The sequence below is a fragment of the Shewanella nanhaiensis genome (genome assembly GCF_019457885.1).
Lineage (GTDB): Bacteria > Pseudomonadota > Gammaproteobacteria > Enterobacterales > Shewanellaceae > Shewanella > Shewanella nanhaiensis.
On sequence record NZ_JAHZST010000001.1, the window covers coordinates 86,680 to 100,121 of the forward strand.

11 protein-coding genes and 1 pseudogene are annotated in these 13,442 nt (G+C 43.9%); 9 read left to right on the forward strand and 3 right to left on the reverse strand.

The window, feature by feature from the left end:
• Positions 1-387 precede the first annotated feature (387 nt).
• Both pflB and pflA read left to right on the forward strand, forming a co-directional pair.
• A complete protein-coding gene (pflB, locus tag K0625_RS00350) occupies positions 388-2,670 on the forward strand; it encodes a formate C-acetyltransferase (RefSeq protein WP_220107846.1) in 2,283 nt (760 codons plus the stop codon).
• Between the two features lie 198 nt (positions 2,671-2,868).
• Complete coding sequence (pflA, locus tag K0625_RS00355; RefSeq protein WP_220107847.1) at positions 2,869-3,609, forward strand: pyruvate formate lyase 1-activating protein; 741 nt, start codon at positions 2,869-2,871, stop codon at positions 3,607-3,609.
• A 32-nt stretch (positions 3,610-3,641) separates the two neighbouring features.
• Here pflA and yfbV read toward each other — a convergent pair whose 3' ends face one another.
• Positions 3,642-4,085, reverse strand: a complete 444-nt coding sequence (yfbV, locus tag K0625_RS00360) for a terminus macrodomain insulation protein YfbV (RefSeq protein WP_065187265.1) — start codon at positions 4,083-4,085, stop codon at positions 3,642-3,644.
• Between the two features lie 194 nt (positions 4,086-4,279).
• On the opposite strand from yfbV, the gene ackA reads away from it, so the two are divergent.
• The 4 genes from ackA (at position 4,280) to K0625_RS00380 (ending at position 9,255) form a co-directional block, all read left to right on the forward strand.
• The gene (ackA, locus tag K0625_RS00365) at positions 4,280-5,476 is read left to right on the forward strand and encodes an acetate kinase (protein WP_012325497.1); all 1,197 of its coding nucleotides are present in this window, start codon (positions 4,280-4,282) and stop codon (positions 5,474-5,476) included.
• 115 nt (positions 5,477-5,591) lie between these two features.
• Positions 5,592-7,733 (forward strand): phosphate acetyltransferase, encoded by a 2,142-nt coding sequence (pta, locus tag K0625_RS00370; RefSeq protein WP_012325498.1) that lies wholly within the window; start codon positions 5,592-5,594, stop codon positions 7,731-7,733.
• Between the two features lie 342 nt (positions 7,734-8,075).
• Complete coding sequence (locus tag K0625_RS00375) at positions 8,076-8,507, forward strand: hypothetical protein (RefSeq protein WP_220107848.1); 432 nt, start codon at positions 8,076-8,078, stop codon at positions 8,505-8,507.
• Between the two features lie 496 nt (positions 8,508-9,003).
• Positions 9,004-9,255: a hypothetical protein gene (locus tag K0625_RS00380; protein WP_438944480.1), complete on the forward strand. Its 252-nt coding sequence runs from the start codon at positions 9,004-9,006 to the stop codon at positions 9,253-9,255.
• A 92-nt stretch (positions 9,256-9,347) separates the two neighbouring features.
• On the opposite strand, the gene K0625_RS00385 is transcribed toward K0625_RS00380, so the two are convergent.
• Together K0625_RS00385 and K0625_RS00390 are read right to left on the reverse strand one after the other, a co-directional pair.
• Complete coding sequence (locus tag K0625_RS00385; RefSeq protein ID WP_220107849.1) at positions 9,348-10,256, reverse strand: class I SAM-dependent methyltransferase; 909 nt, start codon at positions 10,254-10,256, stop codon at positions 9,348-9,350.
• Between the two features lie 60 nt (positions 10,257-10,316).
• Positions 10,317-11,501, reverse strand: coding sequence for an AI-2E family transporter (locus K0625_RS00390; RefSeq protein WP_220107850.1), 1,185 nt, complete (start codon positions 11,499-11,501; stop codon positions 10,317-10,319).
• Positions 11,502-11,577: 76 nt separating this feature from the next.
• Here K0625_RS00390 and folX point away from each other — a divergent pair, with 76 nt between their 5' ends.
• From folX to K0625_RS00400, 3 genes and pseudogenes are all read left to right on the forward strand, one after another.
• Positions 11,578-11,949, forward strand: coding sequence for a dihydroneopterin triphosphate 2'-epimerase (gene folX, locus K0625_RS00395; RefSeq protein ID WP_065187262.1), 372 nt, complete (start codon positions 11,578-11,580; stop codon positions 11,947-11,949).
• A gap of 67 nt (positions 11,950-12,016) precedes the next feature.
• Positions 12,017-12,208, forward strand: a pseudogene (locus K0625_RS24510) (dihydroneopterin aldolase); the annotation flags it as partial.
• A 264-nt stretch (positions 12,209-12,472) separates the two neighbouring features.
• Positions 12,473-13,396 carry a TIGR01777 family oxidoreductase gene (locus K0625_RS00400; protein WP_220107851.1) on the forward strand — a complete coding sequence of 308 codons (924 nt, stop codon included), beginning with the start codon at positions 12,473-12,475 and terminating at the stop codon, positions 13,394-13,396.
• The last annotated feature ends 46 nt before the right edge of the window (positions 13,397-13,442 follow it).

Consider the following 13,442-nt stretch of genomic DNA (forward strand, 5'->3'; position numbering starts at 1 on the left):
TGTCATCACTGGGTTAACTGACATTAGTGCTAGGTGCAAACATTATTTTAGTTAAAAACTGATGCATGGATAACAGTTTTTGAATTAATAGACCAAAAGCTCAGGTATTAAGATGCAGGCTATCTCTGCTTATGTTAATATAACCATGGTTAATTGGTCTTACCAATTTTTCTAGTAACCGATATTCATTAAGAACGGATCATTTTCATATCGGTATCAGAAAGACAGATTCACTCCGAGGCTAACACCTCGGAAACCAGTTTCCTCCTCCAGAGAATACTGCGAGGAAGCTTTTTAAGACTTAGCTATTGGTGTATCGGTCCCTTGCTTTCTAAAGCCAACGTCGATAACCAATAACATCTATCTCAACCAAAAGGTATTTGTACGATGACCGAAAAAACTGAACAGTTTGCAAACGCATGGGAAGGCTTTACTTCTGGCGACTGGAAAACTGAAGTCAACGTTCGTGACTTTATCCAAGCTAACTACACTCCTTATGAGGGTGATGAATCTTTCCTAGCTGGCGCAACATCTGCTACTACTCAGCTTTGGGACAAAGTAATGGTAGGGATCAAACAGGAAAACGCGACTCACGCACCTGTTGATTTCGATACCGAAAAAGTCTCAACAATCACATCACATGAAGCAGGCTACATCGAGCAAGAGCTTGAAACTATTGTTGGTCTACAGACTGAAGCACCACTTAAGCGTGCAATGTTGCCAAATGGCGGCATCCGTATGGTTGAAGGTTCTTGTAAAGCCTACGGCCGTGAGCTAAACGCAGACGTTAAATACGTTTACTCTGAGCTACGTAAGACTCACAACCAAGGTGTGTTCGACATCTACACCCCAGAGATCATGGGTTGTCGTAAGTCAGGTATCCTAACAGGTTTACCTGATGCATACGGTCGTGGTCGTATCATCGGTGATTACCGTCGTATCGCACTTTACGGTATCGACTACCTAATGGCCGACAAGTTTGCTCAGTTTGGTTCACTTCAAGCAGGTTTTGAAGCCGGTGAAGACCTCTCTTACACTATGCAACTTCGTGAAGAGATCGCAGAACAGCACCGTGCACTTGGTCAGATGAAGAAGATGGCAGCAAGCTACGGTTTCGACATCTCTCTACCAGCTACCAATGCAAAAGAAGCGATTCAGTGGACCTACTTCGGCTACCTAGCTGCAGTTAAGAGCCAAAATGGCGCGGCTATGTCTCTTGGTCGTACTTCAAGCTTCCTTGATATCTTCATCGAGCGCGACATCAAAAATGGCGTGATCACTGAAGAGCAAGCTCAGGAGATGGTTGACCATTTCGTCATGAAGCTTCGTATGGTTCGTTTCTTACGTACCCCTGAATACGATGAGCTATTCTCTGGTGACCCTATCTGGGCTACAGAGTCTATCGCAGGTATGGGTCTAGATGGCCGTACTTTAGTGACTAAGTCTAGCTTCCGTTTCTTGCACACCCTGTACAACATGGGTCCAAGTCCAGAGCCAAACATCACTGTACTATGGTCTGAAAAACTACCTTTAGACTTCAAAAAATACTGTGCAAAAGTCTCTATCGACACTAGCTCAATCCAGTACGAAAACGACGATCTAATGCGTCCTGATTTCGAGTCTGATGACTATGCTATCGCATGTTGTGTAAGCCCAATGGTTGTGGGTAAGCATATGCAGTTCTTCGGCGCACGCGCTAACTTAGCTAAGACGATGCTTTACGCCATCAACGGTGGTGTAGATGAGAAACTGAAGACTCAAATTGGTCCTAAGTTCGACGCTATCACATCTGAAGTGCTAGATTTTGATGACGTTATGGGCCGCTTGGATAACATGATGGATTGGTTAGCAGTACAATATGTGACTGCACTTAACTCTATCCACTTCATGCACGACAAGTACTCTTATGAAGCAGCCTTGATGGCACTTCATGACCGTGACGTACGTCGTACTATGGCATGTGGTATTGCGGGTCTTTCAATCGCAGCGGACTCACTTTCTGCAATTAAGTTTGCACAAGTTAAGCCAGTTCGTGATGAAAATGGCATCGCTGTTGATTTCGAAATCGAGGGTGATTACCCTAAATTTGGTAACAACGACCCACGTGTTGACGATCTAGCAACTGAGCTTGTAGAGCGCTTTATGGCTAAGATCCGTAACATGAAGATGTACCGTAACGCTATCCCAACTCAGTCAATTCTTACTATCACTTCTAACGTTGTGTACGGTAAGAAAACCGGTACGACTCCAGACGGTCGTCCAGCTGGCGCACCATTTGCTCCGGGCGCAAACCCAATGCATGGTCGTGACGAGAAAGGTGCTGTTGCATCACTAACTTCTGTTGCTAAGCTTCCATTTGCACACGCTCAAGACGGTATCTCTTATACCTTCTCTATCGTGCCAAATGCGCTAGGTAAAGATGAAGATGGTCGTCGTGCTAACTTAGCGGCACTGATGGATGGTTACTTCGCTCACAGTGATAGCCGTGAAGGTGGTCAACACCTAAACGTCAACGTGATGAATCGTGAAATGCTTGAAGATGCTGTGGTTAACCCAGAGAAGTATCCTCAACTTACGATCCGCGTATCTGGTTATGCAGTTCGCTTCAATGCACTGACTCCAGAGCAGCAGCAAGACGTTATCACTCGTACCTTCACTAAAGGTATGTAATCACCATTATCTTTGATAGATAAAGGTAAATAACGGCGATAACTTGGTTGCACCTCTTGTGCAGCCGATACCCAAACTGTTCTCGATGCAGATTAAGCATTATGTAACAGTTTGGGTATATTTATTTAAAACTTAAGATTGTGGCTTGAAAGCTAAAGTTGCAATATTAGGAATTCAGCGTATACATATGGAGTCACAATGGCAGTAACTGGTCGGATCCACTCATTGGAATCCTTTGGCACCGTAGATGGTCCTGGCATAAGGTTTATCACTTTTATGCAGGGCTGCTTAATGCGTTGTCAGTACTGTCACAATCGCGATACTTGGGATCTTCACGGCGGAAAAGATGTTGAAGTTGAAGAGCTAATGTCGCAGATAATCAGCTACCGCCCTTTTCTTGAATCCAGCGGTGGTGGAGTTACAGCCAGCGGTGGTGAAGCAATTTTACAAGCGGAATTCGTCTCAGCTCTTTTTGAAGCTTGTAAGAAAGAAGGCATTCACACTTGTCTCGATACCAATGGTTTTGTCAGAAAATATACCCCAATTATCGATGAGCTCCTCGACAATACTGATTTAGTTTTACTGGATATAAAACACATTGACGACCAACGTCATATCGACCTCACTAAGGTCAGTAACCACCGCACTTTACAGTTTGCAGAGCACCTACATAAGCGCCAGCAAAAAACTTGGATACGCTATGTGGTAGTGGGTGGATACACAGATGATATCGATTCAGCGAAAAAACTGGCCGACTTCCTGAAACCTATGACTAACGTAGAGAAAGTCGAGCTACTTCCCTACCACGAGCTAGGTAAACATAAGTGGGAAGCGATGGGAGAGGAGTATGAGCTTAATGATATCTCCCCTCCTTCAGGTGAAACGATGGAACAGATTAAGAAAGTCTTTGTAGATGCAGGCTTAAACGCTATCTACTAAGCATTAAGATGGAGCGGTATTTAACGAGGAAATTAAAGCTCTTCCCAATACTGCTCATCTAAACGTTCGAATGCTGCTTTAAGAATAAGCGCCATATCGAAATAACACGCTTTAGGTCCTAATGGACGGCAACTGATCCCCATGGCGATCATTTTAGTGGTCAACTTATCGCACCACTCAAGCAAAGTTAAAGGTAGCGGATGGCGTGAGCGCCAACCCAACCATAGTAAGCCCTGAATAGGCAAGCTAATAAAAAACAGCGCCAATGTTATGGCTTGAGGAAGAAATTCCCAACCATGGATATACAGCTGACTCGCTGCAGCCAGTAGTGCCAGGATTGGCATAACAGGCAAAGCGATCTGAGTCGCGCGAATAACGCGATACTCAGGAAAATAGAAACTGAGTTGTCTGACCATAGGCCAGGTTTTCATATATTGACGACCTTGACCCAATGTTTTGAGAACTTGAATGCGCAAAGGTTACACCGATTGAATGGGATACTGCTTTTACAATAGCACACGCAATGATAGAGCCCCAAGGCATTTGCGCGCTAAATGAGTAGTTCCTTCGCTCTGAACTCAGAGCACTTCTAGCGGCTTCGGTATTTTTACCAATGAAGTCATTATTGTTCAGTGACAAACGTTCACTACATTGTAAAAAGGTTTTAAAGATGTCAAATAAACTGGTATTGGTACTTAACTGCGGTAGCTCGTCATTAAAATTTGCGATTATCGACGCCCTTACAGGTGATGACCAGATCTCAGGTCTTGCTGAGTGTTTTGGCCTTGAAGACGCTAAGATTAAATGGAAAGTTAATGGTGTTAAGCATGACGCTAGCTTAGGTGCCTTCTCATCTCACCGTGAAGCGGTTGAGTTTATTGTTAAAGACGTTCTTGGTGCACACCCAGAGATCGCATCACAGATCCAAGCTATCGGACACCGTGTTGTCCACGGCGGCGAGAAGTTCACCCAATCTGTGATCATCGATGAAAGCGTAGTCCAAGGTATTGAAGATTGTGCAGCACTAGCTCCACTTCACAACCCGGCTCACTTGATCGGTATTCGTGCCGCTCAAGCTTCGTTCCCGCAGCTTCCACAAGTTGCTGTATTTGATACTGCTTTCCACCAGACTATGCCTGAAAAAGCCTTCATCTACGCACTTCCATACAAGCTATACCGTGAAAACAGCATCCGTCGTTACGGCATGCACGGCACTAGCCACCTATTCATTAGCCGTGAAGCGGCTAAAGCTATGGGTAAGAACATCGAAGATAGCAACATCATCTGTGCTCACCTAGGTAACGGCGCATCAGTCACTGCGATTAAAGGCGGTAAGAGTGTTGATACCTCTATGGGGATGACGCCACTTGAAGGTTTGGTAATGGGTACTCGTTGTGGCGATATCGACCCATCAATCATTCATCACCTAGTTGACCGTTTAGGTTACACCTTAGATGAAGTAAACAACCTGATGAACAAGCAAAGTGGTCTATTGGGTATTTCTGAGCTAACTAACGATTGCCGTGGTATCGAAGAGGGTTACAGCGAAGGCCATAAAGGCGCAACGTTAGCACTTGAGATCTTCTGCTACCGCTTAGCTAAATACATCGCTTCTTACACTGTACCGTTAGGACGTTTAGATGCAGTTGTGTTTACCGGCGGTATCGGTGAAAACTCTGATCTTATCCGCGCGAAAGTGCTTAACTTGCTTGAGATCTTCAACTTTGAAGTTGATGATGAGCGCAACAAGGCAGCTCGCTTTGGTAACCAAGGCCAGATCACAACAGATAACGGCACTATCGCTATGGTTATCCCAACAAATGAAGAGTGGGTTATCGCAGAAGATGCAGTGCGCCTTCTGAAGTAACACATTGGCCTGAAATCGCTCAGCGGTTTCAGGCCAAAACTCATTATTTTTGAGTTGCACCATACAGTTCGGCGTAGTATTACTACGCCAGTCTAAGCTTCAAACAGAGGTTTTTATGTCTCGCAATATTATGCTAATCCCTATCGGCACAGGTGTCGGTCTCACATCCATCAGTTTAGGACTCGTTCGAGCTTTTGAGCATCACGGTGTTAAAGTTCGCTTTTTCAAACCGATTGCCCAACAGCGTCCACAAGACAGCGGACCCGAGCGTTCAACGACTATCTTAAGTAAGTCGCCAACTGTTAACCCGCTTGAGCCTTTCGATATGGATCATGCAGAGGGACTTATTCGTGGCGACAAGACTGACGTCTTAATGGAGCAGATCATTGCTCGCGTGACGGAGAGCACTGACGATACCGAAACTCTCGTGGTTGAAGGCTTAGTTCAAACAAGAAATCACCCGTTCTCAAGCGATATCAACTACGCTATCGCAAAATCTCTCGATGCTGACATCATCTTTGTTGCCACACCGGGTAACGAAAGTGCTACAGCCTTGATGAACCGCTTAGAGATCGCCCATAACAAATGGGGCGGTGTTAAGAACAAGCGTATTATTGGCGCCATGATCAATAAGATTGGTGCACCTGTTGATAACGAAGGTCGCGCACGTCCTGATCTATCAGAAGTATTCGACCATGCAGATGTTCAGCGCCCTGACGCTGCCAGCATGTTCCAACTTCCAGGTAAGAGTTCACTGCGTATTTTAGGTAGTGTGCCTTACAACTTAGACCTTGTTGCCCCTCGCGCATCGGATCTTGCTAAGCACTTAAGTGCAAAGATCATCAATGCTGGTGAGATGAACACTCGTCGCCTACGTAAAGTGACCTTCTGTGCTCGTAGTATCCCTAACATGGTCACTCACATTAAGACTGACTCACTGTTAGTAACATCTGGCGATCGCTCTGATGTGATCGTATCAGCCTGTCTTGCAGCGATGAACGGCGTAAAAGTCGGTGCACTACTGCTAACCGGTAGCTATGAGCCAGAGCCAGAGATCATGGCATTGTGTGAGCAAGCATTCGAAACGGGTCTACCAGTATTCCTAATCGATACCAATACTTGGCAGACATCGCTAAACATTCAACGTTTCGACCATGAAGTCCCTGTTGATGACGCAGTGCGCATCGAAGAGGTTCAAGAGTATGTTGCTAGCCATATCGACCAAAACTGGATTGAAACGGCGACCAAAAACTCTCCTCGTGAGCACAGACTCTCCCCTCCTGCATTCAGATACAAACTGACCGAGCTTGCCCGTGCAGCCCGTAAAACAGTTGTACTGCCTGAAGGTCATGATTCACGTACTATCGAAGCTGCAAGCATCTGTGCTGAACGTGGCATCGCCAAGTGTGTACTTCTTGGTAATCGTGAAGAGATCGAGCGTATCGCTGCACAGCAAGGCGTGACTTTAGGTGAAGGCGTTGAGATTGTTGAGCCTGACACTGCACGTGAGCGTTATATCGAGCCTATGCTTGATCTACGTCGTCACAAAGGCCTGACTGAAGTGGTTGCCCGTGAACAACTCGGTGACAACATGGTACTAGGCACCATGATGCTAGCGCAAAACGAGGTCGACGGTATTGTCTCTGGTGCAGTAAACACCACAGCTAACACCATTCGTCCACCATTACAGCTGATTAAAACGGCTCCTGGTTCAAGCTTAGTCTCATCAATCTTCTTTATGTTGATGCCAGATCAAGTACTGATCTACGGTGACTGTGCAATTAACCCAGATCCAAATGCCGATCAACTTGCCGATATCGCTATCCAGTCAGCCGATTCAGCCGCTGCATTTGGTATCGAGCCACGCGTTGCAATGATCAGTTACTCAACCGGTAGCTCAGGTACAGGCTCTGATGTTGATAAAGTACGTGAAGCAACGCGTATCGCTAAAGAGAAGCGTCCAGATCTGATCATCGATGGTCCATTGCAGTACGATGCTGCAGTTATGCCAAATGTTGCTCAATCTAAAGCCCCTAACAGCCCTGTAGCTGGTCAAGCAACGGTATTTGTGTTCCCAGACCTAAATACTGGTAATACGACATACAAAGCGGTACAGAGAAGTGCAGACCTAATCAGTATTGGTCCAATGCTCCAAGGTATGCGTAAGCCAGTTAACGATCTTTCACGTGGTGCACTGGTTGACGATATCGTTTACACCATCGCACTGACTGCTATTCAGGCTTCACAAGCTGAGTAATTATTTCGTATGAAAAAGCAAAAAGCCTGTCAATGACAGGCTTTTTTTATATCTCGAAGGGAGCTTTAACTGTATATAACCTGAATAAAAATGCTTGCTACAAATATGCGTCACTTTTTAACCAGTAAAATAAAACCATTAAAATCAATGACGTAAAAGTTATGCATCTAGTCTTCAACATACTTGTCCACAGATTTTGTGGATAACCATTAACACTTATCCTTTCAGATATGACTGATTTTAAGATTTGAGTCAAGTATTAAAATTTTGAAACAGAAAGCCTACTTGCGAACCTTCCTCTAAATAGCGATACTTAATCCAAATCCACTCTGTATCAAGTATATGAGAATAATAGCGATATTTTGTTTGTTTTTCCTTCTAGGGTGCGGTCCTGAACTCTCGGACAGCGGGCCGGTTCGTTCGCCTGAAGATGTCTCACTCGGTTTTTTTACTGCTATCTATATCGATAAAGATATTAAGAAGGCCCAAGAATATGTTAACGAACCAATGAAAGAGGTCATTGCTCATTACCATATCGCCTCAGCAGTTCAGCGCCATATGCTCAACCTATCAATGACTGATGTTAAACTTGAGATTGCTGAAATTGATATCGATTTTTTCCGCAAATTTACCGATGATGTCACTGTCATCGTCAAGATGCATGGATTGAAAGGTGGAAGCCCTTGGATTGATGATCGAACCCTCAGACTTCAGAAGACAGGTGTGAAATGGGAGATTGTTGAGATACTCCCTGAAAAAGGAAACCTTAATTAATCAGTCTTTTTCAGATAAAAAAATAGCAACCCTTAGGTTGCTATTTTTACAGCTTGTAAATTGAAGGATTGTTCCTTAATCCAAAAACGCTTCTTCATCCATCTCTACCGGTAAAGATTCAATCACTTCATCTTGTACTTGGTAATATGCGCCTTCGTATTCTTGAACTTCCATAACAACTCCGAATCACTGTTTGTAGGGTCTGAGGTATGTCATTACTTTGATGACATTTTGCCTAAAAGTAAGAGGTCGATGTTCAATCCGCTTCTTAAGATAAATTATATCAGCCCAAAGCCAGGAGTTACAGAATACTTTCACTTTAGTTTCAAAAAAACAGCTTAAAACCTGAAAAAAAGCTAATTTCCGTCAAAAACAGTATTTTCAACTGAAAGTCTTTCAGTTTTTAATAATTATAAGTGATAAAGAGCTCCCTTTTACAGCCAAATGATCTAGGCATCGGCTTGCCAACTGCTATCAATAAAGGATACCTATAAAAATGGGTCATTCAAAAGAGGTAGTAGTTATGAATGCACTGGTTGAGTTTGAAGCAGGAAAATTAGCAGATCTGTTCGATGAAGGGGACTCTCTAAATATACACATGTTCATGGATATGATGAAGATGCCCTATGACGTTCAGGATAAACTGTTTTTTGAGATCTCATCACTTGAGAGTCTAGACAGATCCAAAATTGAGCTGATTATCGAATCACACGGGCACTCTATTTTAAATGAGCGCTTAGGGTATTAAAGGCATACTCCCCATAAGCTATGCCAACAATAACTTCATCGCCTACATCCTAAGCTTTAGACGATGAAGTTAACACTTTATGCTGACTGGTATTACACCCGCCTATAACGCAATACCTTCAAGGCTTTATTTACATCAACATCTATAAATACTGGTGGATTTTCAAGTTGCTCAACAAACTCAAGACTAGGACTGTACTCCTTCACCTGCTCCATCAAAAACTCAATTCCAAGCTCAGGAGCATTCAAGCACAAGAGGACTTCACCTTCAGATGTTAAGAGCTCTGGCAAGCGTTTTAGTAAGCGGGAGTAGTCTTTCGTCGCCACAAAGCTGCCACGTTGGTTACTTGGTGGATCAGCAATGATCATCTCATAGGGCCCAAGTTTAGTCAGTTTTCCCCAAGACTTAAAAATATCATGACCAAAAAAACGAGCACCAGAGCCAAAACCATTGAGTAGATGGTTCTGTTTACCGATAGACAAAGCCCCCTTACTCATATCGATATTAACTACGCTGTCAGCTCCCCCTTGCAGTGCAGCCACTGAGAAAGCACAGGTATAAGCGAACAGATTCAACACCTTCTTATCTTGTGCCTGCTCCCTCACCCACTGCCTACCATTCTTCATATCTAAAAACAGACCATGATTCTGGCCCCTTAAGAGATGAACATGAAACTTAGCGCCATTCTCACACACTGTATGCTGCTCTGGCACCGAACCTGCAATAAGATCGGTATGAGTTTGGCCACCACTGCGGTACTGATAAACCAGATTCATAGGTTCATCGCCACGCTGGCCCGCCCAAAACTGAGTTAAGCCTTGGGTCGCTACTGCCAGCTCATCTTCAGCTAAAGGCTTAAAGCTCGTCAGTAAGAGTACCGGTGGAAACCAATCTAAACATAGGTGCTCCATACCTGGGTAAACACCGCCTCGGCCATGGAAAAGTCGATTAACCTCGTCGGTTAACGTGGCCTTACTCAATTCATCAAAAAATAACTGCATTCAATTCACTTTAATTTTTACTTCAAACTATTATTTCTACTTCAAACGAGTAGTTACGTATTATTTAGCTGTTTCTGACGAATCATCCTCTCCAGGCTGCGCACTTTCAGGTTTCAACTCAGGCTTAACCTCTTGCTCGAGGGCTGGCTTAAGTTCTGTCTTAATTTCAGACTTAAGTTCTGGGTTTAGCTCTAACTTAGAAACAGGCTTTAACTCATCCACATCATCAGCCAACAAGATAGCCAACCAACTGCCACCTTTGCTCGATTCCAGTGCTATTTTAACAATCATGGTCAAAGGCACAGAGAGCAGCATGCCCACAGAGCCCAATAACCATCCCCAGAAGATCAATGACAAAAATACCACTAAGGTAGAGAGCCCTAAGCCTCGCCCCATATATTTAGGCTCAATGACATTCCCCATCACTGTATTGGTTCCCAAATAAAGTAATCCAGTTGCACCAGCTGCCGCTGGGCCAAGTTGAATAAAGGCGAGTAGCACAGCTGGAATAGCGGCGATAATCGAACCAATATTTGGAATATAGTTAAACAGGAAAGCAACCACCCCCCACAACAGCGCATAATCGACACCTATAATTGCCAATCCCACGCCGACAATCACACCGGTACCTATACTGACTAACGTTTTAATCACCATATACTGGTTAACAGATTGGAGGAATTTATCAATTTGCTGCATTCTCATGTCTGGATCATCCAGCGCAAAGTGCAACTTTTTCGGCAAAGTTTCCGACTCAAATAACATAAAGACCACGGTTAAGATGATCAAAAATAGATTCGCCATCACACTGCCCACACCTGACAACATATTCGTCGTCATGGAAAGTGCCACGCCGGGGTCAAAGTAAGCCAATACTTGCTCTTTGGTAATGATGATATTAAATGTACGTAACTTTTCAATCACCCAACCAAACTGATCGACTAGTTGATCTCGGTACTGAGGAAGCTGACTGGAAAACTCGTTAATCGAGCTGCCGACAACTTGTGCGAGCCATAGACCCATCATCACAATAAAGACCATCAGGAATAGGACGGCTAACGCTCTGGGAACACGTAGCTTAGTGAGCCAGCCGATCACAGGATTACAGATCACAGCGATAAAAGCGGATAAAACAAAGGGGACCACAATGGGACTTGCGGCTTTTATACCTGCCAAAATCACCACGATAAAGGCCATTATGGCGAAGCCTTTATAGGCAACTGATTGGGTATCAATTCTTGGCATTTAAATAAAATCCTTCTTGATTAACTAATACATTGATAGGCTTAGTAGCAACTACAACATAGAGCTAGTAATAATTATGAAACCAGAAATTGCGGTAATTCGTATTAAAAATCTACGTCTACGTACATTCATCGGCATTAAAGATGATGAAACTCAGAACAAGCAAGATGTCTTAATCAATGCTGAGATCCACTACTGCGCCGAGAAAGCGAGAAACAGCGATAATATGGATGACGCACTGAATTATCGCACGATAACTAAAAAAATCATCGCATTAGTTGAACATAACCGATTTTTCTTACTTGAGCACCTTACAGGTCAAGTACTCGATATCACCAGCGAACATGACTGGGTCGATTTTGCTAAAGTTGAAATCGATAAGCCCCACGCCCTTCGTTTTGCCGACTCTGTCTCAATGGAGCTTAGCTACCACAAAAACAGTGACTAATTTCTACTAACAACAGGTAACAAATAGTCGACCTAGCATGGCTGCAATGAATTATCGGCAGCCATGAACTAAAAAAATCATCGCATTAGTTGAACATAACCGATTTTTCTTACTTGAGCACCTTACAGGCCAAGTACTCGATATCACCAGCGAACATGACTGGGTCGATTTTGCTAAAGTTGAAATCGATAAGCCCCACGCCCTTCGTTTTGCCGATTCAGTCTCAATGGAGCTGAGCTACCACAAAAACAGTGACTAATTTTTGCTAGCTCCTGAAAACAAACAGTCGAGCTACCTAACATGGCTGCAATGAATTATCGGCAGCCATGAACTAAAACCCTCGATAAAAAACCAAAGTCGCATTAGTTGAGCATAATCAATTTTTCTTACTTGAACACCTTACAGGAAAAGTGATCGACATCTGCAGCCAAACCTTGGGCCTAGCAACTTTAAGTCATATTCGTTCAACAGGAGCATTTTTGCTATTCTGAGAGTATATTCATGTTTAAGCTGATGAGATACTATGAAAATATTGATAACCGGAGCCAGTGGCTTTGTCGGACATCAAGTCGTCAGGGCCTTAGAAGATGAACATCAACTCTATCTACTTTCACGCCATCCGGCTAAAGCAAGAGAACGTCTTGGCACAGAGCATCAGTACCTAGCGAGTTTAGATGACTTAGCCAACCTCGATGGATTTGATGTTGTGATTAATCTCGCTGGCGAACCTATCGCTGACAAACGTTGGAGCAGTTCTCAAAAAGAGAAGATATGTCACAGTCGCTGGAATCTAACAGCGCGTTTAGCTCAACTCATTGAACAAAGCCAAACACCACCATCAGTCTTGATTAACGCATCAGCTATCGGCATTTATGGCAATCAAGAAGCGCAGCCCGTCGATGAAACCTTCATGCTCCCTCAAACAGATGAGAGGCCACTTCCCTTCCCTCAAACCGTTTGCCAAAAATGGGAAACATTAGCACTAAATGCTTCATCCCAACAAACCAGAGTCTGTGTTATCCGTATTGGCTTAGTTTTGGGTCTATCTGGTGGTGCACTACCTAAGATGTTACCAGCATTTAAATTAGGACTAGGTGGGCCTATCGCTTCAGGCAAACAGGGGATGAGCTGGATACATCAAGATGATCTGGTCTCCTTAATTCTCTTCCTAATAAAAAGTAATACATGCTGCGGCGTATTTAATGCAACAGCGCCTCACCCGATCAGTAACGTCTCTTTCTCTAAAGCCTTAGCGGATACCTTGTCACGACCTGCATTTATCCCCATGCCCGCATTTGTACTCAATACTTTATTAGGTGAAATGGCGCAGTTATTAACCCAGGGGCAATATGTTCTCCCCACAAGGCTTATAGAAGCAGGTTACAGATTTAAGTTCCCGCAGCTCAGCTATGCCCTTACTGATATATTGGCCAAAAAAAGTTATTAGATCAAAAAGAGCGATATCCGCAGACATCGCTCTTTATCTATTACGC

What these genes read in the sequence shown, in the direction of transcription:
- ackA (WP_012325497.1), top strand. Translation starts at nt 4,280, where the DNA reads ATGTCAAATAAACTGGTATTGGTACTTAACTGCGGTAGCTCGTCATTA.
- pflB (WP_220107846.1), top strand. Translation starts at nt 388, where the DNA reads ATGACCGAAAAAACTGAACAGTTTGCAAACGCATGGGAAGGCTTTACT.
- K0625_RS00400 (WP_220107851.1), top strand. Translation starts at nt 12,473, where the DNA reads ATGAAAATATTGATAACCGGAGCCAGTGGCTTTGTCGGACATCAAGTC.
- pflA (WP_220107847.1), top strand. Translation starts at nt 2,869, where the DNA reads ATGGCAGTAACTGGTCGGATCCACTCATTGGAATCCTTTGGCACCGTA.
- pta (WP_012325498.1), top strand. Translation starts at nt 5,592, where the DNA reads ATGTCTCGCAATATTATGCTAATCCCTATCGGCACAGGTGTCGGTCTC.
- K0625_RS00385 (WP_220107849.1), bottom strand. Translation starts at nt 10,256, where the DNA reads ATGCAGTTATTTTTTGATGAATTGAGTAAGGCCACGTTAACCGACGAG.
- K0625_RS00380 (WP_438944480.1), top strand. Translation starts at nt 9,004, where the DNA reads ATGGGTCATTCAAAAGAGGTAGTAGTTATGAATGCACTGGTTGAGTTT.
- folX (WP_065187262.1), top strand. Translation starts at nt 11,578, where the DNA reads ATGAAACCAGAAATTGCGGTAATTCGTATTAAAAATCTACGTCTACGT.
- K0625_RS00375 (WP_220107848.1), top strand. Translation starts at nt 8,076, where the DNA reads ATGAGAATAATAGCGATATTTTGTTTGTTTTTCCTTCTAGGGTGCGGT.
- K0625_RS00390 (WP_220107850.1), bottom strand. Translation starts at nt 11,501, where the DNA reads ATGCCAAGAATTGATACCCAATCAGTTGCCTATAAAGGCTTCGCCATA.